We start from the raw sequence: 21,282 nt of genomic DNA on the forward strand, positions 1-21,282 counted from the left end.
CGCGCGGCTGGCTGAATGGCGTTTGAACGAAAAGCGCTTGGATTGAGGCGACGGCATGGCCGCCATCCGTCGCCCGTCAGCTCCGCGTCAGGTTCGCGCTTGCGAAAGCCTGGCCTGGGGCACCTACCCCTGGGAGATCAGGTCGACGGTGCCCGTGGCCAGCCGGTAGATGCCGCCGACAACCTTGAGCTTGCCCTGCTCGACCGCCGCATTGAGGATCGGTGCCGCGGACTTGAGCTTGGCAACGTTGTCGATCACGTTTTGCCGGATCGCCGCGTCGAGCGCGTCCCCGCCCTGCTGCATGGCCGCCTTGGCAGCCGGCGCGATCGCCTCGACCAGCGAGGGAATGTGTCCCGGCGGCGATTTGTTGTCCTTGAGCGCTTTCAGCGTCGCATCCACGGCACCGCAGCTGTCGTGGCCCAGCACCAGAATCAGCGGCGTGTTGAGCACGGCGACCGCGTATTCCATGCTGGCGATCGTCTCGTTGCCGGCGAAATTGCCGGCGACGCGACAGACGAAGAGATCGCCGCGGCCGGTGTCGAAGGCATATTCCGGCGCGATGCGCGAGTCCGCGCAGCTCAGGACCGCAGCATACGGATTCTGTCCCGCGGCAAGAGCTCCTCGCTCGTGCTTGAAGTCATGGCGCCGAGTCACGCCGTCGACGTAACGCGCATTGCCGTCCATCAGCCGCTTCAGGGCAGCGTCGGGAGACACCACGTTCTGCGGCTTGGGCGGCGTTTTCGTCTCCTTGGCGAAGGCCGTCGAACCGAACGCCAATGCCGAAGCGGCGAACAGGATCATCGAGCGCCGCGAGGGCGCGAGCGGATGACGCAAATTTTCAGAGCACTTGTCGCACATGTCTTTCCCCTACCATCTCAGTACAAATCTGCATGAACAGTACAGGACGTAAGTAACAGCAACGCGTCGCCGCCGACAAAATCATGCATGACCGGCACCGCCGGGATCGATCGGCAGAGACGGATGCTACAATTGCTGCACGTCGACGACACCCGCGACCGCCTTGATCGCGCCTGCGATCTGCGGCGAGACCTTGAAGCGGCCGGGCAGCTTCATTTCCACCTCGGTCTCGAGGTCCAGCATCATCACCAGCGAGACCTCGCCGTCGCCATTGGAGCGCGGCGCGATGCCGGGGCTGCCGACCTTCGGCGCGGCGCCGTTCGCGGGTGCGGCGTCGGGACCGGCAAGCCGCCGCGCGATGGATTCCAGCGGCTTGGTGTCGCGCAGGAAGATGCGCAGCCCCTTCTGCGTCTTGGCGGCGGCGTCATCGAGCGGCTCGGCGTGCAGCACGCGCGCGCGCACGTCCTCGCCCTGCAATTCCGCACCCAACTGCAACAGCACCGCAGCGCCGGGCTCGAGCACGTCGCGATATTGCGCGAGCCCTTCGGAGAACAGCACCGCTTCAAAGTGGCCCGTGGGATCAGAAAGTCCCATGATGCCCATCTTGTTGCCGGTCTTGGTGCGCCGCTCCATGCGCGACACCACCGTGGCGGCAACCTTGCCGGCGGTCGCGCCGGTTTTGACGGCGCGCGAAAACTCCGCCCATGTCTGCACCCGCAGGCGCTTGAGGATCGTCGCGTAGTCGTCGAGCGGATGGCCGGACAGGAAGAAGCCGATCGCATCATATTCGCGCCGCAGCCGCTCGGCCGGCAGCCATGGTTCGATCTGCGGCAGCATGATAGTGGGCGCGTCGGCCGCACCTCCGAACATGTCGTTCTGGCCGACGGTCGCCGCCTCATGCGAGCGCTGGCAGGCGGCGAGGATCGCATCCGCACCGGCAAAGACACGGGCGCGGTTCGGCTCCAGCGTGTCGAAGGCGCCGGCGGCTGCGAGGCTCTCGATGATGCGCTTGTTGATCGCGCGCGGCGACACGCGCGCGGCGAAATCCGCAAGCGAGGTGAACAGGCCGTTCTTGGTGCGCTCCTCGATGATCTGCTCGACGGCCTGCAGGCCGACGCCCTTCAGCGCAGCGAGCGCGTAGTAGATGGTCTTCTCGCCGACCTCGAAGGTCGCGCCGGAGCGATTGACGTTCGGCGGCTCGACCTTGATGCCGAGGCGCTGCGCCTCGGAGCGGAATTCGGACAGCTTGTCGGTGTTGTTGAGATCGAGCGTCATCGACGCCGCGATGAACTCCACCGGATAATGCGCCTTCATGTAGGCGGTGTGGTAGGACACCAGGGCATAGGCCGCCGCGTGGCTCTTGTTGAAGCCGTAGTCGGCGAATTTGGCGAGCAACTCGAAGATCGTCTCGGCCTGCGCTTTCGGCACGCCGTTCTTCACCGCGCCGGCGACGAAGATGTCGCGCTGCTTGTCCATCTCGGCGCGGATCTTCTTGCCCATCGCGCGGCGCAGCAGGTCGGCGTCGCCGAGCGAATAGCCCGACATCACCTGCGCGATCTGCATCACCTGTTCCTGGTAGATGATGACGCCGAACGTCTCCTTCAGGATCGGCTCCAGGACGGGGTGGAGATATTCCGGCTCCTCATCGCCGTGCTTGCGCGAACAATACGTTGGAATGTTCGCCATCGGGCCCGGGCGATAGAGCGCGACCAACGCGATGATGTCCTCGAAACGGTCGGGGCGCATGTCGACCAGCGCGCGCCGCATGCCCTGACTTTCAACCTGAAATACGCCGACCACCTCGCCGCGCGCCAGCATCTGGTAGCTCTCGGCATCGTCGATCGGCAGCGTGGCGAGATCGATGTCGATGTTGCGCGGCTTGAGCAGCTTGATCGCGACGTCGAGCACGGTCAGCGTCTTCAGGCCGAGGAAGTCGAATTTGACGAGGCCCGCCGGTTCGACCCATTTCATGTTGAACTGGGTCACCGGCATGTCGGATTTGGGATCGCGGTAGAGCGGCACGAGCTCGCTCAAGGGGCGATCGCCGATCACGATGCCGGCCGCGTGCGTCGAGGCATGCCGCGTCAGGCCTTCGAGACGTTGGGCGATGTCGAAGGCGCGCGCCACCACCGGGTCTTCGTCGCGGAACGCCTGCAGCTTCGGCTCGCTCTCGATCGCGGCGGCCAGCGTGACCGGCGCGGCCGGGTTCTGCGGCACCAGCTTGGTCAGCTTGTCGACCTGCCCATAGGGCATCTGCAGCACGCGCCCGACGTCGCGCAGCACGCCGCGCGCCTGCAGCGTACCGAAGGTGATGATCTGTGCGACCTGGTCACGGCCGTAGCGCTGCTGCACGTATTGGATCACCTCGCCGCGGCGGTCCTGGCAGAAGTCGATGTCGAAGTCCGGCATCGAGACGCGCTCGGGATTGAGGAAGCGCTCGAACAGGAGGCCAAACTTGATCGGATCGAGATCGGTGATGGTCAGCGCCCAGGCAACCAGCGAGCCGGCGCCCGAGCCGCGGCCCGGCCCGACCGGAATGCCCTGCGACTTCGCCCATTTGATGAAGTCGGACACGATCAGGAAGTAGCCCGCATATTTCATGCGGGTGATGACGTCGAGCTCGAAGGCGAGCCGCTTGTTGTAGTCCTCCTCCGTCGTGCCCTGCGACAGGCCGTGCACGCGCAGGCGGTTGGCAAGCCCCTCCTCCGCCTGCCGCTTCAATTCGCCCGCCTCGACCGCTGCCGCATCGGAGCTGCCTGCGGCGCCGACAGTGAAGAACGGCAGGATCGGCTTGCGCGTCATCGGGCGGAACGAGCAGCGCTCGGCGATCTCGATCGTCGAGGCCAGCGCCTCTGGAATATCGGCGAACAGCACGGCCATCTCGGCGCGCGTCTTGAAGCGGTGATCGGGCGTGAGCTGCTCGCGCTCGGTCTCCGCGATCAACCGCCCGCCGGCGATGCAGAGCAGCGCATCGTGCGCCTCATAGTCGTCGGTCGAGGCGAAGTACGGCTCGTTGGTCGCAACCAGCGGCAGGCCTTTTGCATAGGCGATGTCGATCAGCCCGCTCTCGATGCGGCGCTCCTTGTCGATGCCGTGGCGCTGCAATTCGATGTAGAGGCGGTCGCCGAACAGGGCCGCGAGGCGCTCGCAGCGCGCCGCCGCGAGCTCGGCATGGCCGGCCCCGAGCGCGAGCGAGATCGGCCCGTCGGGCCCGCCCGTGAGCGCGATCAGGCCGTCGGTCTCGCCGTCAAGCCAATCGAACTTGATGAACGGCGCGTGGCTGTCGGGCGTCTCCAGGAACGCACGCGAGTTCAGCCGCATCAGGCTGCGATAGCCGTGCTCCTGGGCGGCCAGCAGCACCACCCGAGAGGGCAGAATCGCGCTGCGCGCATTCGGATCCTGATCGCCGAAATCGATCGCGAGCTCGCAGCCGACGATCGGCTGGATGCCCGAGCCCGCCATCTTGTCGGAGAACTCCAGCGCACCGAACATGTTGTCGGTGTCGGTCAGCGCCAGCGCCGGCTGGTGGTCCTTTTTCGCAAGCTCGGCGAGCTTGGCGATCTTGATGGAGCCCTTGAGCAGCGAATAGGCCGAGTGAACGTGAAGATGGACAAATCCGGCGCTCGGCATGGTCGCTTACGGCCTCTCAGCATCGTGGGGACACCAGCCGGACCAGGGCGCAGCATGCGCACTTCGCTGGCCCGACTCGCCCGACAATGGTGGTGCCTCCGCCCCCAGGAGTCTACGGGGAGTCCACGGCGCGGGCGCACATTCCTCGCGCCGTCCCGCTTTTCAACAAGGCGCCACCGGTCCCCGCTCAGAGCTGGGGAATCAGAGCTGGGGGATGACTTGCGCCCAGATCGCGATCATCCCGACGAACAGCGTGATCGATGCCAGTGCAGCGGCTTCTTCCACGAAGATCTTCAACATAGCCTTGCTCCCTCGCTAGAACATAGAGAGAACATTGTTCTATTTTTGTTCCAAGAGTCAAGCGCCACCCCCGGCTCTCACGGCCGGCTTCGCACCCAATGGTTAACTCGATGAATTCCTGAAAGAAAAAAGCCCCGGCGCAAGGCCGGGGCTTTCGCAACCGCTCCAAGGGAGCGATCTTGTCGGTACTTGATAATCAGTACTTGGCGATGATCGGGCCGCCGAACTTGTAGTTCAGGCGGACGAGGCCCATGTCGACGTCCTGACGGATGCGATCGGTGCCGACGAGACCCGTGAAGGTCACGTCCTTGTCCTGCAGGAAGATGTGGTTGTACTCGACGCCAACCGACCAGTTCGGAGCGAAGCCGACTTCGAGGCCGGCACCGACCGTGCCACCCCAACGGGTCTGGCTGGTCGAGGCAAGCAGCGCGCCGGTGGCGGTGCTGTAGACGTCGAACTTGTCGCCGACCACGGCCGCGCCGCCCTTCGCGTACACGAGCACGTTGTTCCAGGCGTAGCCGACCTGGCCGGTGATCAGACCGAACGAGTTGATGCGGCTGCGGTTGCGATCCGCGAACAGTGCGCTGACGTTGTCGCCGGAGAAGTCGGCCCAGTTGCCCTGGCCTTCGACGCCGAACACCCACTGGCCGGTCTGCCAGCGATAACCGATCTGACCACCGACGGTGCCGCCGGTCGCGTTGTGCGAACCTTCAGTGCCCGTGCCGACGAAATCCCAGGTCGTGTGAGCCGAACCGCCACCGCCGTTGATACCGATGTAGAAGCCGCTCCAGTCGTAGATCGCGGCGACCATCGCGGGCGGAGCCTTCGTGTAAGGCCGTGCTGCGAGGTCAGCAGCCACCGCCGGCGCAGCCGCGCTGAGCGCGACGAGGCTCGCAGTGACAAGCAACAAACTCTTCTTCATTTGATTCCCGTTCCAGTTTCTTCAGTAGGCCCCCGGGCCGTGGGCACCTCTTAACAGCGATCGACGGAATTGCTGTAACCGTGACGCAACAGTCCTATCGAAAGGACCTGCGAGGTAAATGAATGTTTCTGGGGCACACCCGGAACTCGCTTGAGTCCTATTTTTACAGTGGTTCCGCGCCCATCGCAGACTCTCTGACGCGCACTGAAACTCTTCACATCTTGGTGTGAATGACGAGTGTGGCGCGCAAACTTTTTGTCTCCGCATTGTCGCCACAATCGCGCCAGCGCTGTTCCACAATGCGGCGCGCTCGCACTGGCGTGTAGATGACGAGCTTCAACGCAGGATCACGATCGAACAGTTTCACATGAGCCCGCTTGCAGACATTCCAGCTGCAGTCCACCTGATCCACGCGCTGCCATGCTGTTCCCTCCGCTAGACTAGGCGCTCCGGCGCAACACGTGCCGACGTGAGGACTTTAGGCTGTCTGCCATCGGCAACCGATATCCGCTCATGGTCACGAGCGGCGGTTGAGGGCAGCGCGAAGCAAGTCCGGTCGACTTGCGACAACGGACACCGCTGGGCCTCGAGCTTCCAAGGTTCGGGTCCACTTTGGGGCGGGACGGGCAGCGCCTGTCATCGGTAGCGCGCTACGGCTTTCGAACCCAAAACCGATGAAGCTTGCGGCGAGTTAATCCGCCTTACCAAAAGGATATTTGCAGCGGCGCGTGGCCTGGGGTTGCTGCACCGTAGTGTTTCCACGGAAGCGTAGCCTCCTCGCCGCACGAGGGGGACTTTAGTGGAGGAAACACTCGGCCCGGAAGTCTCCCCGACCCTCCGGGCCGTTTTCTCCCTCGGACTGATCGGAAATGTTCTGCGCTTAGGATTTGGATCCGTCCGCGAAACTAGCGAGCTGCGGCCTTTTGCGGCTCTCTACTGCTCGAGCTGCTTGATGAGGACCTCGATCTCGCGATTGCCCGGCATCAGGCGCGACAGCTGTTGAGCATAGCCCAAGGCCGATGCGCGATCCCCTTTTTCGCGGCTTAGCGCGAGCGCCGCAGAAAGGAGATCGCGATCGTTGCGATGCTTTTGCAGGCTGTTCCTGAGGACGGCAAGGGCGTCGTCGCGACGGCCGAACGAATGTAGCCCCACGGCATAGACGTAAGCATATCGCGCCTGGTTGGGGTCCAGCACCGCTGCTTGACGCAGCTCATCGAGCGCCGCCTCGCTACGCTTCAGACGCACGAGCGTCAAACCGAGTGCGTGGTGAAGCGGGGCATCCTGGGCGGACGCGGAGAGAGCCTCACGCAAGACCCGCTCGCCGTCACCGTCGCGTCCGAGCTGCCGGTAGAGATCGGAAAGATTGATGGCGGCAGGCGAGAACGACGGATCAAGCCCAAGTGCGGCCCGATATTCGGCCTCGGCCTCTGCGGCTCGGGCCTGTCTTGCGAAGAAGGTGCCGAGCGCAGTCCGGGCGCCCGGACGGTCCGCATTCAATTTCTGCACTGCTACGAATTCGGCTGCGGCCTGCGCGAACTTGTCACGATCTGCGGCGAGTTGGCGCGCGGAAGGCACGGAGGCGAGAAGCTCGGCGGCGCGGATGCGCACGGCCCGTAACGGATCGCTCAATTGCGCGGAGGCGAGTGTCCAAAGTTGGTCGGGGGGCACCCCTTCCAGCCCATCGAGCGCTCCCAGTCTTACGAGCGGATCGGGGTCGGACAGCCCGCGGCGGATCAGGTCGAAATCAGGCACAGGAAGCTCGGCCAGCGCGCTGGCGCGAACGATTCGGGGAACGTCGCCTGCGCTGGCGACCGCAGCAAGCAGGGCTTGCGCCTCGGCTGCTTCAGTCCAGGCGGAATGAAACGCGCGTGCGTAAGTCTGATAGCCACGCCGCTCCGGCCCGAACCAGGTCTCGATCTGCTGGGCCGCCCAAGCGGCAGCCTTGTCCTGATGGCAATCATTGCACGCATTCGGCGTCCCCAACTGTGCCGAGAGATCGGGGCGCGGAATCCGGAAGCCGTGGTCGTGGCGGCGGTCGACGACCATGTAGCGGCGTTCCGGCATGTGACAGGAAGCGCAAGCCGGCGGCGGCGACATGTCTGCGTGGTGCCGGTGCGCGGCGGATTCATATTTCGCTTCTGCATGGCACTGTGCGCAGACGCCGTCGCCGGGCGCCTTCAGGACCGCACTGTGAGGGTCGTGGCAGTCGCTGCAAGTCACGCCCTTGGCGAACATCTTGCTTTGCCTGAAGGGCGCGTAATTGTAGGTCTCCTCGTCATCCCGCATTTGGCCGTCGGCATAAAAGCGCTGCCGATCGAGCAACGACACCCGGTGGGTTTCCGAGAGTGGCCGGCCCGGCGTCCAATCCTCCGAAAGCTGGCCGCGTCGCGCGTGGCAGCGTCCGCAGGTCTCGACCTCCTTGTGCAAGTCTGGCGCGGGCGCGCTGCGTTTCGGCGTCAACGTGCCCGTCTCGGTTGACCAGGTGATGCCCGTTCGTTCATCGAACCTGACGAGCAAACCATCGTCCGGACCGCGCGACGCCGGCTTCTCGCGAGCCCACGCGACATGGCGCGAACCTTGTCCGTGACACGCCTCGCAACCGACGCTGATCTCGGCGAACGTCGTTGCGAACCTGTCGTTGGCGGCGTCATAGTTCTTGTGAACGCCGGTCGAGTGACACTCGGCGCACATGAAATTCCAGTTCTGGTTCAGCCGGGTCCAGTGCAGGGGATCGCTGCTGATGACGGCTGCATCCGGATAGAGGTGAAGCCAGCGTTGGCCGCCCCGATCCTTGGGCCTGGTATCCCATGCGATCGAAAGCGCCTGGATGCGGCCGTCGCTGAATCCGATCAGATATTGCTGCAGCGGCTCGACGCCGAAAGTATATCTGATCTCGAACGTCGCGAGCTTGCCGTCCGGCCCGTCGGTCTCGACGAGGAATTTCTTTCCTTCCCGGAAGAAGCGGGAGCGCGTGCCGGCATATTGGAACGTCGCATCGTTGAAATCGCCCCGCACGGATTGATCGGTGGCGTGATCCATGGCGCGGCGGTGCTGCGAGTTCTGCCAGAGCCTTGCCTCGGTCTGATGGCATCCGGCGCAGGTGTGGCTGCCGGCGAAGTTCAGTTCGGCAGCCTGATGCGGCTGGATAGGAACGTCCGAAGTCGCGAACCTGTAGATCGCCCCGGCCATCATCAGCATCAGCAGGCTGGCGCAGATCGCCAGCCAAGGGAGCGTCTTGCGGGTAGGAGCCTGGTCTGGTTGCGACGTGTCGAGAGCCCGCATCGGACGCGGGCCAGCGCGGGCCTTCTGGCGCTTGCGGTTCTTTCCGGAGCCTTTTGCCACATCCAACTACCGATCCGGGCGACCTCTATCGTCTGGATTATATGCGCAGGTCGTTGTCGTGGAGCGCGATTCTCGTCTCGCGCGCGAGATCGATCAACGACGCGCAGAACATCACCATGGCCGCCATGAACAGGATCGCGACGCCATATTCGTGCGCAAAGTGCAGCAGCGCGCTGACAAAGGCGATGATGACTATCAGGGCCGTCAAGATCGCCGCTATCACGGCGCAGTACAGGGACCGGTTGAGAAAGACTGCTCGCTGGCGGAGCCGCGGCAGATCGGCCTTGAGAAACGACCTCGACGCATCACTTTCGGGAATACCGTGGATGAACTGCGACCGGTCGATCACCCGGTTAATCCTGGAGATCAGCACGGAAATGAAAGCCGCGACGGCGCCAAGCAGGAAGGCTGGCGCCGCCACGCTGGCGATGATACGGCCGAGTTGGTCGATCGACGGCGTCACTGGAATCAAGTCGACTACACTCTGCATGTCTCGAGCCGCCGATGTGCCGATGCAAGCTTGGTCATCGAAGAGGCTCAACCTTCGCAGCCATATCAGGAGCGCGGCTCACGCGGTAACTCGCGTTGCTGCATCTAAGCACCCAGACCGCATGATCGGGCCTGGAACGCTTTGCATCCTTGCCTGCGCCGAGAGCCTTGTCGCACGCAAATCCCTGCGAGCGGATTTGGGCGGCGAGCATGCTCTGTACCGTCTCTTCGGCGGCTTGCAAGGAAGTTCCGCCGAGAGCCAGCGCACCAGCCAGCACAAGACTCCGCACGCATGTCCGACGATTATTTGTCATCAACACCTCCAATTCGCGGCATCGCGAGAATAGCCGACCGAAGCCGATTACATCCACAGGCTCTCATCGAGACGAGGGCAGGCAAAGCCAGCCCTCGTTGATTGGATGCGCATTCTGGCGCACTCGCGTCACTTCTGGACACATTGCTGGACGAACTTGACGCGGTCCGCCATGCCGAGCCCCTGCGCCTCGGCCTGCTTGCGACACCCCTCGCGCTTGTCGATTCGGAGCTGGACCTTATCGACCAGGCTCAGGCCGACAGTGCCGACTTGTGGTACGGCCGATGCCATTTTTCCGTCGTCCGCCGACGGACCGTCGCCGGCCGCACGCGCGGCCTCCTGCAGCCGCTTGACGTCCTCCGGGCTCAGCTTTGGCCGATCGATGTCCAGCGCGATCCTGTTGATCTTGCCGGTGAAGGCGAACGGCGCCTGATAGTCGTTGTCGTCGACCGGCGTGCCGGTGTCGGAGCCGATGTCGAACGCCTCGTCCCATTGCAATATGAGAGGAAGCGTGTGTTCCATCTTCTCCGTGGCCACGGCGTTGCCGTCGACTTTCAGCGTGCCGGTACCGCCCTGTCCGATGCCGCTATAGTTTCCGAACACCATGGTGGCAGCGCCGAGACCGTCATATCTGAAGTCGAACTCGATTACGTGCTTGCCGGGCGTCAACTCCGGCCCCTCCCAGCGCACGCGCTTGAGGTCGACGAGATTCCACGTGAACACGGGCTTGTTCTTCAGGAGATAGAGGCCATAACCGGCGAAGCGGCCGCCTTGTGTCACCAGCATGCCCTCGGCGCCTCCCTGCGGAATGTCCACATCGGCCTTGAAGGTGTAGGACGAGTTGAGCAGGCTCGGCGCATCGCCATTGGGCGTGCCGGTCAGCGGCCGCGTCCACGCAAAGCTCGTGCGGCCCGCGCTCAGGCTCGGACGCGGCGTGACCAGCCGGGCGGCCACCGATGAATCGAGCGGCAGCACCTGGTATTTCTCCGCCTCCTTCCAGAACAGCGCCTGCAGTTCCTTCAGCTTGTCCGGATACTTGGCCGCGACGTCCTCTGCCTGCGTCCAGTCGTTGCGGAGATCATAGAGCTCCCATGGGTAATCCTGCGGGCTCGGCAGTTTCGCAATCGTCACCCACGGCGGACGCAGGACCTTGGTGCTCGCGATCCAACCGTCATTGTAGATGGCGCGATCCGCAAACATCTCGAAATACTGCGTCGTGTGGGTGGATGGTGCGTTCGCCTTACTGGCATCGAACGTGTACATCATGCTGACGCCCTCGATCGGACTCTGCTTGATGCCATCGACGAATTCCGGCTGCTTGATCTGAGCCGCCTCAAGGATGGTCGGCACGATATCGATGACGTGGTGAAACTGAGTCCGGATGCCACCCTTGTCCTTGATCACCGCCGGCCAGGAGATCGCCATGCCCTGGCGCGTGCCGCCGAAGTGGGACACAATCTGCTTGGTCCAGGAGAACGGCGTGTCGAACGCCCAGGCCCAGCCGATCGACATGTGGTTGTAGGTGCGGTCAGTACCCCAGACGTCGTAGAAGTACTTGAGCTGATCCTCGACCGACGGGTTGATCTGGTTGAACATCGCCACTTCGTTAGGCGTACCGTTCGGCTGGCCTTCCGCGCTCGTTCCGTTGTCGCCCTCGATGTAGATGATCATCGTGTTGTCAAGCTTGCCCATATCCTGAATGGACTGGATCACCCGACCGATTTCATTGTCGGCGTAGGCGGCAAACGCGGCAAAGACTTCGGCCTGGCGGACAAAGAGCTTCTTCTCGTCGGCCGAAAGCTGATCCCATTCCTTGATCAGATCCTTCGGCCACGGCGTTAGCTTTGCATTCTGCGGAATGACGCCGAGCCGCTTCTGGTTCTCGAAGATCGTGTCGCGCAGTTTGTTCCAACCCTGGTCGAACAGATGCATGTCGCTGATCTTCTTGACCCACTCCGGCGTCGGGTGGTGCGGCGCGTGGGTTGCGCCGGGAGCGAATTTCACGAAGAACGGCGTGTCCGGCGACAGCGCGTTCATCCGATTCACATAATCGATCGCCTCGTCCGCCATCGCGGTGACCAGATTCCAGCCGGGCTTTCCTTGGAAGGGATAGATTGGCGTGGTGTTGCGAACCAGATTGCCCGGCTCCCATTGGTTAGTGTCACCACCCATGAAGCCGTAGAAATATTCGAAGCCCATGCCGGTCGGCCACTGGTCGAACGGACCGGCCTGGCTCGACTGGTATTCAGGTGTGTTGTGGTTCTTGCCGAACCAGGCGGTGCGATAGCCGTTGTCCGTCAGAATCCGGCCGATCGTCGCCTTATCCTTCGTGATGACGCTGTCATAGCCGGGATAACCGGTCGCCTGTTCGGCGACCACGCCATAGCCGACCGAATGATGATTGCGCCCGGTGATCAGCGCGGCGCGCGTCGGCGAGCACAGCGCCGTTGAGTGGAAATTGGTGTAGCGCAGCCCGTTCTGTGCGATGCGGTCGAGCGCAGGCGTCGGGATCACGCCGCCAAAGGTGCTCGGCACGCCATAGCCGGCATCATCGGTGATGATCAGCAAAACATTCGGCGCGCCTTTCGGCGGCACGACGCGCGACGGCCAATATGGTTTCGACTCCCTGGCGTCGCGTTCGATCTTGCCGCCGAATTTTTGTGGCGGGGGCGGAAGCTGATCGCCCGGAATCGTGATCGTCGCGGCGGGAGATCCGGGCGGTGGCGCACCTTGTTGTGCTTGCTGCGCGTTCGCGGGAGCAGACAATGCTGATGTCAGGATCAGCGCGACAAAGGTCTTGCGAATATTCATTGCAAAATCCTCGGCGATACGCGGACGCGCGCAATTTGAGGAGCCTTCGGAACCGCAGATGTTGACCCAGATCAACCCACTCCAAAGTGGTTACTCCGGAATAGTGAGGGGTTCGACGGGAGCGACGCGCCGACCAGCGGTATCGGATTGTGTAGTACGCAAGGTGACTCCGCAGCCGAATACCGCAAACGAGCGACGTTGTGTTCTTTCGATCACAACCTGCTGCAAACGACTCCAGTTGTTGCAACTGTACCATAGCCGCGTGCGGCGAGGCTGCTAGATTGTCTGCACTTGCATTCGGCGTGTGAGCGCGACTCGTGGTTTAACGAAGAAGGGGATCACCATGAGAGTGACGAAAGCATGTGTCGCTGCTGCATTTGCAGCAATTGTATCGGCGCCGTCGACAGCGTTGGCAGATGAAGGTGGAGTGAGCTTCTGGATTCCCGGCCTGTACGGCAGCCTCGCAGCCACGCCACAGCAGCCCGGGCTGTCGGTTGCCGCAATCTATTATCACACATCGGTATCCGCCGGCGGTGACGTCGCGCGGGCGCGAGAGATCACGATCGGCCGCTTCCCCGCAAACCTGACGGCGACGTTGAACGCCAACCTCAACGCCAATGTAGACCTCGGCTTGCTGAACGCGACCTACGTCTTTGCCACGCCGGTGCTGGGTGGACAGGCGGCCGTCGGGCTGTTGGGGCTCTATGGCGCCAACAGCACCTCGCTCGCCGGCCTGCTGACCGGCACGCTTTCGACGCCGGGCGGCTCAATCCCCTTCTCGCGCTTCGACTCCATCAGCGACTCCATCATGGGCTTTGGCGATCTGATCCCGCAATTTTCACTGCGGTGGAATGCCGGCGTGCACAACTACATGACTTATGTCACGGGAGACATCCCGGTCGGCGCTTATAGCCCAACACGCCTTGCCAATATCGGGATCGGACACGGGGCGATCGACGCCGGCGGCGGTTACACCTATTTCAATCCGCAGACCGGACACGAAATTTCGGGCGTGCTCGGTTTCACCTACAATTTCAAGAACACGGATACCCAGTATCAGAATGGCGTGGACATGCACTTCGATTGGGGCGCATCGCAATTCTTGACCAAGCAGGTTCAAGTCGGGCTCGTCGGATACGTCTACCAGCAGCTCGGCTGCGATAGTGGCTCCGGCGACCGCGTCGGCTGCTTCCGCTCGAGGGTTGGTGGCATCGGCCCGCAGATAGGATTTATCTTCCCGGTCGGCGACATGCAGGGTTATCTGAACTTCAAGGGCTACAAGGAATTCGCCGCCGAAAACCGGCCCGAGGGCTGGAACGCGTGGGTGACCTTCGTCATCTCGCCGCCCGCGCCGCCTCCAGCGGTCACGCCAACCAAGCACGTGATCACGAAATAACAACTTCCCAAACACGCAGTCGCGCGTTTTGGGTCGCAGCCCCTCGTCAGCTCTGATTGGTGCTCAAGCCGACAGCGTTCCGCGTCTCCTCGAAAAAAGTTCGACTCGCTTTGCGTTAGATCAAGACCGCGCGTGGCGGCTCCCATTCTAAAAGGAGAAAGAAACGCATTCGTATGCGCTGCCGCAGGAGGCAGGTCATGACGCAACGATGTGGGCCTGAAGATCTCCGCGGCGAGGGTTCCGGTACGGGCGAGCCGCAATCTACCTTCGATCGCCTTTTGAGGGAGTATTTCGCAATCTCGCTTTCGGCCACTCTCGGCACAGGAGCCGATGGAGCGAGGCTGCTCGAAGTCAGCTACGACAGGACCTGTTCGATCGTGCCGACCCGAACAATCCCGGGTCAATTGGTCAACCCTGCCGGCATAACCAGTGCAGTTCTAGGAATGGAGACAAAGATGAACGCCATCCTATTCTCACTTGCAATCCTTGGAAGCCTTCCGACCATACCTGTATCCGATCGTGTTCCCGAATTGAAGGTCGAGGCGCTCTGCAAGGCGACGTCCGAAACGGACAAGGCCATGGGGTTGGTGCTGGCGCAGAGTGTTGCCGATTGCATGCGCGACGAAACAGCGGCGCAACAGCAACTCGGCACAGTATGGTCGACGACCAAGCCGGCTGTCCGCGACGCATGCGAGGGGGAGGCTAGCTCGGGCGGAATGCAAAGCTATGTCGATCTGCTCACCTGCATTCAGTTGACGGACACGGCGAGTGCAACGTCACCCGCGCCGCCGCTCAGAGGCGCCAGCAAGAATCGAAAGAAGCAGTAGCGAAAGCCGCCGGCCTCAGTGAGGCCGGTCCCGCTGCGTGGCGGGTTATTCCAAAAACACCTACTCAGATCTTGATCCGCAAGATATTGATCATCAATGCGATGGTATCCTTGCGGGTGGAGTCCGCTCAGCGCACACGTAGACCACTCTCAGCATCAAAAACGAATGTGCGTGACGGCGTCAGCGAGACACCGATGCGCTCGCCTTGCCTGCCGGCAAACTGCTTGGGGGCCTTCACGGCGATGAAGTCATTTTCGTCTTTGACCGTCACAAGCGTGTGGTCGCCGATCAGCTCGTTGGCGTAAATTTCGCCCTTCAGATCGCCCTTGTCGTGCTCAACGATCGTACAGTCTTCAGGCCGCACGCCGAGGACGGCCTTGGCGATCTTGCCCGACACCGGTGACATCAGCTGGGCTCCGTGGCCCATGAAGGCCCTACCGTCCAGAGCCCCATGGATGATGTTCATAGGCGGTGAGCCGATGAATTGGGCGACGAACAGATTGGCAGGATCGTTGTACGTGTTCACCGGCGTATCGAGCTGCTGCAGAACTCCCTTTTCCAGAATCGCGACCCGGTGGGCCAGGGTCATGGCTTCAATCTGGTCGTGAGTGACATAGATTGTCGTGATGCCTAGCGACTGCTGCATGTGTTTCAGTTCGGCGCGCATGTGACCACGAAGCTTGGCATCGAGATTTGAAAGCGGCTCATCCATGAGAAACACCGACGGGCGGCGGATGATGGCCCGAGCCAGAGCAACCCGCTGACGCTGGCCTCCGGATAGCTCTCGGGGGTAGCGGTCGAGTAGGGTCTGGAGTTGAACCTGAGCGGCAGCCTCCTTGATCGCGGCGGTACGCTCAGCTTCGGGAACGCGGCGAACCTTGAGCGGAAAGCCGATGTTCTCGGCCACGGTCTTGTGCGGGTAGAGCGCGTAGGACTGAAACACCATCGAGATGTCGCGGTATTTCGGCAAGATGTCGGTAACATCGCGGTCGCCGATCAGCACGCGGCCGGCGGTGGCCGTCTCGAGGCCGGAGAGAATGCGGAGCGCGGTGGTCTTTCCTGAGCCGGAAGCGCCGAGCAGCACCAGGAATTCGCCCGGCGCGATGTCTAGATTGAATTCCTCGAGTACCTTCACGGTACCGAAATATTTCCGCACTTTGTCGAAACGGACCGGGACCTGGCGAGCGGCGCCTGAAATCGTCTTGTTCATCCGCTCATCCCTTGACCGCGCCAAGCAAGACGCCTTTGGCGATATATCGCTGCAACACGACAGCCATGATGATCACCGGAAGGATCATGATCATGATAATGGCGCACATCTCCCACCAAAGAATGCCCCGCTCGCCCGTGTTCTTGGCGGCAACCATGATCGGCATGGTCTGGGCTCGAGCGGTCGTGAGGAAGATCGCAAAGAGATACTCGTTCCAATTGAGAATAAGCGTCAGCAGGGTGGTTGCAGCAAGCCCCGGACGGGTCAAGGGCAACACGATGTCCCAAAATATTTCGAAGCGTGATGAGCCATCGAGTTGTGCCGATTCCTCCAGTTCAACGGGAAGATTCGCGAAAAAGTCATGCATGAGCCAAACGACGATTGGCAGATTGGCTACCGCATAGACGATGATAAGCGCGAAGTGCGTGTCGATCATGCGGACCGACTGAAACATCATGTAGACCGGAATAATGACAACGATCGGTGGCAATATGCGTTGAGATACGATCCAGAACAGAATGTCGTCATTTCCGAGCGTGGACTTGAAACGCCGCCCTAAACTGCGGGCAAGAAGGAAAAACAGGGCGAGGGCAATGGAGCCTGAAATCGTCCAATGAACATCGAAATAATTCGAAGCGACGATGGCCGAGAGGGCCAGCAGCACAAACACCACGATGTTCCCGAACTTCGGCTTGTAGCTAATGCGCGCCAGTGCGTAGGCAGCCATGGATCCGACCGCAATGCAAAGCGCGGTGGCGCCGAAACTGATCACAAAGGAATTCGTATAGGCCAGGTAGACCTTGCAAATCTGCGGCTCCATTTTTTCGATCTTGATAATCGGCGAAACAATGAAGGCGAACAGATTGTAGACCAGCAGGAAAAGCTGGCGGCCGACGGAATAGGCATCGCAATAGGGGTCTGTTGCGAATTGCGCAGTCCAGCCCTTTAGCGTCGGTTGGAAATCGACAAAAGGGATAAAGAACGGTCCGTTATTGACGGTCGCGGCATCCTTGAAGGCCGTTATGACCACCCAGTAGATCGGAAAGAGCACGAACAGCGACCAAAACAACAGGATGGCCCAGGCCAAAAGGTTGGCCATGAGGGACATCTTGCCCACGGCAGGCGGCTCGAACAGCCGCTGTCTGAAGGACCGGTCCTCCCTGGAAATCTTGTAAGTCGCCCCGCTCATGCCCGCGCCTTGCGTAACCGTTTGAGAACCACATAATTGAAGAACGAGGAGCACACGACGACGGTCAATATCAGGAGAAGATATGCCACGGCAGCAGAATCACCCATGTTATTGGCGCGCCAAAGAAACAGAGAATGCAGTGTCATTGACTCGGTTGCGATCCCGGGCCCTCCGGCTGTCATGATGTTTGGCAGATCCACGATTTTGAACGCCTCGATCATACGAATGAGCATGACGGTTGCAGCGACTGGAAGAATCTGCGGCCAGGTGATTTCGCGGAAGATCTGGAAACTGGAGGCGCCATCGACCTGGGCGGCCTCGACATGATCCTTGGGCACGTTCTCCAGAGCGGCGAGCAGAACGATGAACATGAAGGGGATCCATTGCCAGGAGTCCCCCAGGACAACAAACCAGCGGGCGGCCCAGGCATCGGTTGACCACGCCCAATTCCCGAGACCGACCAATTGCCAGAAGGGCTGGAACGGACCTTTGGTCACGTCCAGAATCATCTTGAAGGCATAGCCCACCCCGAGCGGGGTGATCATGAGCGGGATGAAGAACAGGATGCGGAAGAAATTCTTGCCGATGACGGGCTGCGAGCACAGGAACGCCAGCATCAGGCCGATGACGAACTGGATGGAGCAGCCGACGACGACATAGAACAGGGTATTGAGCAGCGTGCCCCACTGATTGCCGGAGAGCAGGGTGGCGGCGAATAGAAGCGCAATGAACATAGCCATGGCAGCGCTGATCAACCGTCCGGCCAGGCCGACCCAGGTGGTTCCCCTGACGGCGGCGCGATAGAGCCACCACAGCAGAGCGCCAGCAACCACGAGGCTGAATACCCAGCCGGCGATGCTCATGCTGGTGAAGCGGCCGAGGAAGTGAACCTGCTGGTTGCCGGTAAATTGGGCCGCGAAGTTCTCGAACCAGACCGTCCGGAATTTGAGACCGGTGGCCGAGAACCTGACATGACTGATCGCAAAGACGATTGTGTAGAAGGTCGGGAAGATCGCAAAGAGCAGGACAAGTGTCACAGCCGGGGCGATGAAGAACGTTCTCGAATGGCGGTCAAACCACTCGCCCCAGCTTTCACCCCGAGAAAGTCCAGCCGGGGAAATCCCCGGCTGGCTCGTAGCGGTCCCATCAGACATCAGGCTCGCTCACTTTGCAGGTCCGATAGCGAGTGCCATCTGCTTGATCTGCTCGTCGCGGCCGAAGTCCTTGGTGATCTTTTCCCAACCGGCCTCAATGTTCTTCAAGGCCTCGTCCACGGTGATCTCGCCAGCCATATAGCGCGCCAGCTCGGTGTCGAGAACGACCCCGGTGTACTGCTGCGCACCGGGGATCTTGAGGTCCGAAGACATGTTGGGGTTGTTGAGGGCATCGTTGATGGCGCCCATGTAGTTTTTGGCAAGGCCCTCATCCATGCCGGATTTCACCCAAAGGTCCGTGCTCTTGAGCTGGCTGAGGCGGTATGGGTTGAAGCCTGTCCAGCCCATGGTCACATCGACGTTGGATTGCTCTTTCTGACTTATGAACGACAAGAAGTCGTAGGCCGCCTGCTTTACCTTCGGGTCCGACTTGGCGTTGACGACGCCGCCCCAGCCGCCAAAGGCGGAGAACGGAGCATAGTTGATGCCGTCGATAGCATTCGGTGCAGACTCTTTGCTGACAGGAACAAGCTTGCCGGTCTTGCGGTCCAAAACTTCCTTCGAACCCACATTGGTGGCGTAGAGCTTGTTCTTGATCACCTTTGCGTCGTCTTCGAGCTGGAGCGGGCCCGGATCGCCCCATTCGATCAGGAGGCCGCATCGGCCCGACTTGAACAAGGAACGGGTGTCGCCGATGTCCATATTTAGTTCTTCAGGCGGTCCATATTTGCTTGTCTCTTTGTAGAGTTCAAAGGCCTTCTTCCAGCCGGCATTGTTGACAAGGGGCTTCATTGTGGCGTTTTCGAACTGAAAGCCTTGGGCCGTCCCCTGAGTCTGAACGAACGTCGAAGCGATCGTCTGTACAGCGAAATAGCTCTGCGCGTTCCGCTTCTTGAAGATGCAGGAGCCATAGCCTGGCTTGCCGTCGCCGCTCATATCCTGGCCGTTGATTGCCTTGGCGATGGCGAGATAGTCGTCCCAGGTCTTGGGCGGCTGCAGATTGTTTTTCTCCAGGATGTCCTTCCGGTAATAGACCATTTGGAAGTCGCCATCGACCTGGATCACCATCGTATGCCCGCCGATCTTCTGGGCAAATTCGCGGAAATAGGGGGCGATGTCCTGGAGGTCGATCTTCTTGTCCTTCTCTATGTAGGGATCGAGATTTTCGAGCAGCCCAGCCGCCGCGAGCTCGACGCCCCAGCCGGCGGCGAAGACCGCAACATCGATGGAATTCGTTCCCGTGGACCAGTCCTGCTGCACCTTCGGGAAGATCTCAGCATACGGCACTTCATTGACGATGATCTTGGCGCCCGTCAGCTTCTCGAATTCCTTGCCGCGCTGGGACACTGCGCCGGCGATGACGGGTCCCGGGCGCGTCAGGATGTTAATCGTGATGCCGTCATACTGGCCGGCACCGGCGATGCCCGACCACCCGCACAAGGCGACAGCCGACGCGGCAGTTGCCGCAAGCTTTCGAATGTCCATAGGTCCCTCCCGTGTACATTTGATTGAAGTGCCGAGCCTGAGCCCACGCAATTCGTAGCCTACAGCATTTCGCTGTCCGGAAAAGCCTGTGCATTCTTAATATGGTGATTGGCGCGCTGTCCTGCCGGCCTGGAGCTGGTGTGCAAGCGCAGCAAGACCGAGTGCAGGTCATCAGCATCGCGGCCGCCGGGAAATGGTCCTCGACCTCGCCGCCAACCTGGGCCTCCTTCATCGGCAACTGGCCAACCAACCGCCATTGAGGAAGTGCTGGCACGTCTCGGACAACTGCTTGCCGATTTTCCCGAAGTCATCGAAGCCTATCTTACCACCGGCGATTGCGATTACCTCGTGAAGGTGGCGGTCGAAGGCACCGCGGGCTACGAGCGCTTCCTGCGTGAAAAGCGCTATCGCATTCCAGGCATCCGCCACAGCCGGTCCGCTCGGCCCTCAGATGCTGACGCCCGGCCCTTGGGAAGCTAGACCGGCGTGTAGATGACGAGCTTCAACGCCGGATCGTCATTGGCCTGAAAACTCGTGTGCTCGAAATGCAGCACGCCCTTAGTGGGATGAGACATGGTCTTGCGGCCCGAGATGGTGCTGCGGATCTCGTGCGCCTCCCACCATTTGACGAACTCCGGACTGCCCTGCCGCAGCCGTACCAGCAATTCGGCGAATGCGGGATCGCCTGCCCAGACGTCGTGGGTGGCACGAAACATCGCCACCATGCCCTTGGCCACTTCCGCCCAGCTCGCACCGTAAGATTTTCGCGTCTGCTTGTTGGTCATCATGAGGAGCAGCGTGTTGCGATCCTCCTCATGCAGCCGTCCGAACGCAAAGACCTCCTCGGCTGCATCATTCCAGGCCAGCACGTCCCAGCGCCGCCCGGTGACGTAAGCTGGCTGATCCAGGCTCTCGATCATCCGCCGAATGGGCGGCGGCACGACCTCGCGCGTGAACGCGCCCCTCGCGCCGTCGCGCGCCAGCGCCTTCAGATGCGCATACTCAGTCTTGCTCAGACGTAACGCCCTAGCCAGCGCATCGATCGTGGTGACCGACGGGCTCACGGTGCGACCCTGCTCGAGGCGGATGTACCAGTCGACGCCGATGCCTGCGAGCTGCGCCACCTCCTCGCGCCGCAGCCCCGCCGTGCGCCGCCTGGGTCCTGCGGGAAGGCCGACGGATTTCGGCGTCAGCTTCTCACGGCGCGAGCGCAGGAAGTCGCCGAATTCGACACGCCGGGGATCGGCCACGATCTCTCTCCGCCTGTTACGCAGGGCCTCCATAATACTAGGATAATACCAGGCCTTCATGCGCCTTCAAGGCAGGCGCATATGCGCCTCTATTCGAATATGAGGT

General features: G+C 61.5%; 15 protein-coding genes and 1 pseudogene. 3 read left to right on the top strand and 13 right to left on the bottom strand.

Annotation, left to right across the window (positions count from 1 at the left end):
- Nucleotides 1-123: 123 nt before the first annotated feature.
- From NLM33_RS07900 to NLM33_RS07930, 8 genes and pseudogenes are all read right to left on the bottom strand, one after another.
- Complete coding sequence (locus tag NLM33_RS07900; protein ID WP_254095533.1) at nt 124-858, bottom strand: carbonic anhydrase; 735 nt, start codon at nt 856-858, stop codon at nt 124-126.
- Nucleotides 859-984: 126 nt separating this feature from the next.
- Nucleotides 985-4,488, bottom strand: a complete 3,504-nt coding sequence (dnaE, locus tag NLM33_RS07905; protein ID WP_254095534.1) for a DNA polymerase III subunit alpha — start codon at nt 4,486-4,488, stop codon at nt 985-987.
- A 496-nt stretch (nt 4,489-4,984) separates the two neighbouring features.
- Nucleotides 4,985-5,710 (bottom strand): outer membrane protein, encoded by a 726-nt coding sequence (locus NLM33_RS07910; protein WP_254095535.1) that lies wholly within the window; start codon nt 5,708-5,710, stop codon nt 4,985-4,987.
- A gap of 214 nt (nt 5,711-5,924) precedes the next feature.
- Nucleotides 5,925-6,122, bottom strand: a complete 198-nt coding sequence (locus NLM33_RS07915; RefSeq protein WP_254095536.1) for a hypothetical protein — start codon at nt 6,120-6,122, stop codon at nt 5,925-5,927.
- A gap of 521 nt (nt 6,123-6,643) precedes the next feature.
- A complete protein-coding gene (locus tag NLM33_RS07920; RefSeq protein WP_371930108.1) occupies nt 6,644-8,401 on the bottom strand; it encodes a cytochrome c3 family protein in 1,758 nt (585 codons plus the stop codon).
- A gap of 339 nt (nt 8,402-8,740) precedes the next feature.
- Nucleotides 8,741-8,992 (bottom strand): annotated as a pseudogene (locus tag NLM33_RS49580) (hypothetical protein); the annotation flags it as partial.
- 97 nt (nt 8,993-9,089) lie between these two features.
- Nucleotides 9,090-9,593: a DUF2721 domain-containing protein gene (locus NLM33_RS07925; protein ID WP_254095537.1), complete on the bottom strand. Its 504-nt coding sequence runs from the start codon at nt 9,591-9,593 to the stop codon at nt 9,090-9,092.
- A gap of 390 nt (nt 9,594-9,983) precedes the next feature.
- On the bottom strand, nt 9,984-12,665 hold the full coding sequence (locus tag NLM33_RS07930) for an arylsulfatase (protein WP_254095538.1): 2,682 nt from the start codon (nt 12,663-12,665) through the stop codon (nt 9,984-9,986).
- Nucleotides 12,666-13,008: 343 nt separating this feature from the next.
- On the opposite strand from NLM33_RS07930, the gene NLM33_RS07935 reads away from it, so the two are divergent.
- Together NLM33_RS07935 and NLM33_RS07940 are read left to right on the top strand one after the other, a co-directional pair.
- Nucleotides 13,009-14,061 (top strand): transporter, encoded by a 1,053-nt coding sequence (locus tag NLM33_RS07935; protein ID WP_254095539.1) that lies wholly within the window; start codon nt 13,009-13,011, stop codon nt 14,059-14,061.
- A gap of 197 nt (nt 14,062-14,258) precedes the next feature.
- Nucleotides 14,259-14,888, top strand: coding sequence for a hypothetical protein (locus NLM33_RS07940; RefSeq protein WP_254095540.1), 630 nt, complete (start codon nt 14,259-14,261; stop codon nt 14,886-14,888).
- 127 nt (nt 14,889-15,015) lie between these two features.
- On the opposite strand, the gene NLM33_RS07945 is transcribed toward NLM33_RS07940, so the two are convergent.
- Genes NLM33_RS07945 through NLM33_RS07960 form a run of 4 tightly spaced genes read right to left on the bottom strand, consistent with a single transcriptional unit; the run spans nt 15,016 to nt 19,926 of the window.
- Entirely contained in the window at nt 15,016-16,098 is a 1,083-nt protein-coding gene (locus tag NLM33_RS07945) for an ABC transporter ATP-binding protein (RefSeq protein ID WP_254095541.1), read from the bottom strand.
- A gap of 4 nt (nt 16,099-16,102) precedes the next feature.
- Complete coding sequence (locus tag NLM33_RS07950; protein WP_254095542.1) at nt 16,103-17,287, bottom strand: carbohydrate ABC transporter permease; 1,185 nt, start codon at nt 17,285-17,287, stop codon at nt 16,103-16,105.
- Nucleotides 17,284-18,441, bottom strand: a complete 1,158-nt coding sequence (locus NLM33_RS07955; protein ID WP_254095543.1) for a carbohydrate ABC transporter permease — start codon at nt 18,439-18,441, stop codon at nt 17,284-17,286. The genes NLM33_RS07950 and NLM33_RS07955 overlap by 4 nt, the downstream gene beginning before the upstream one ends.
- A 9-nt stretch (nt 18,442-18,450) precedes the next feature.
- Nucleotides 18,451-19,926 carry an ABC transporter substrate-binding protein gene (locus NLM33_RS07960; RefSeq protein WP_254095544.1) on the bottom strand — a complete coding sequence of 492 codons (1,476 nt, stop codon included), beginning with the start codon at nt 19,924-19,926 and terminating at the stop codon, nt 18,451-18,453.
- A gap of 264 nt (nt 19,927-20,190) precedes the next feature.
- On the opposite strand from NLM33_RS07960, the gene NLM33_RS07965 reads away from it, so the two are divergent.
- A complete protein-coding gene (locus NLM33_RS07965) occupies nt 20,191-20,406 on the top strand; it encodes an Lrp/AsnC ligand binding domain-containing protein (protein ID WP_371929916.1) in 216 nt (71 codons plus the stop codon).
- Here NLM33_RS07965 and NLM33_RS07970 read toward each other — a convergent pair.
- Entirely contained in the window at nt 20,403-21,176 is a 774-nt protein-coding gene (locus tag NLM33_RS07970; protein WP_254095545.1) for a helix-turn-helix transcriptional regulator, read from the bottom strand. The two genes, NLM33_RS07965 and NLM33_RS07970, sit on opposite strands and share 4 nt — an antisense overlap.
- Nucleotides 21,177-21,282 lie beyond the last annotated feature (106 nt).

This window comes from Bradyrhizobium sp. CCGUVB1N3 (assembly GCF_024199925.1).
GTDB lineage: Bacteria > Pseudomonadota > Alphaproteobacteria > Rhizobiales > Xanthobacteraceae > Bradyrhizobium.

What these genes read in the sequence shown, in the direction of transcription:
- NLM33_RS07960 (WP_254095544.1), bottom strand. Translation starts at nt 19,926, where the DNA reads ATGGACATTCGAAAGCTTGCGGCAACTGCCGCGTCGGCTGTCGCCTTG.
- NLM33_RS07935 (WP_254095539.1), top strand. Translation starts at nt 13,009, where the DNA reads ATGAGAGTGACGAAAGCATGTGTCGCTGCTGCATTTGCAGCAATTGTA.
- NLM33_RS07900 (WP_254095533.1), bottom strand. Translation starts at nt 858, where the DNA reads ATGTGCGACAAGTGCTCTGAAAATTTGCGTCATCCGCTCGCGCCCTCG.
- NLM33_RS07920 (WP_371930108.1), bottom strand. Translation starts at nt 8,401, where the DNA reads ATGTGCGCCGAGTGTCACTCGACCGGCGTTCACAAGAACTATGACGCC.
- NLM33_RS07945 (WP_254095541.1), bottom strand. Translation starts at nt 16,098, where the DNA reads ATGAACAAGACGATTTCAGGCGCCGCTCGCCAGGTCCCGGTCCGTTTC.
- NLM33_RS07955 (WP_254095543.1), bottom strand. Translation starts at nt 18,441, where the DNA reads ATGTCTGATGGGACCGCTACGAGCCAGCCGGGGATTTCCCCGGCTGGA.
- dnaE (WP_254095534.1), bottom strand. Translation starts at nt 4,488, where the DNA reads ATGCCGAGCGCCGGATTTGTCCATCTTCACGTTCACTCGGCCTATTCG.
- NLM33_RS07940 (WP_254095540.1), top strand. Translation starts at nt 14,259, where the DNA reads ATGACGCAACGATGTGGGCCTGAAGATCTCCGCGGCGAGGGTTCCGGT.
- NLM33_RS07950 (WP_254095542.1), bottom strand. Translation starts at nt 17,287, where the DNA reads ATGAGCGGGGCGACTTACAAGATTTCCAGGGAGGACCGGTCCTTCAGA.
- NLM33_RS07930 (WP_254095538.1), bottom strand. Translation starts at nt 12,665, where the DNA reads ATGAATATTCGCAAGACCTTTGTCGCGCTGATCCTGACATCAGCATTG.
- NLM33_RS07910 (WP_254095535.1), bottom strand. Translation starts at nt 5,710, where the DNA reads ATGAAGAAGAGTTTGTTGCTTGTCACTGCGAGCCTCGTCGCGCTCAGC.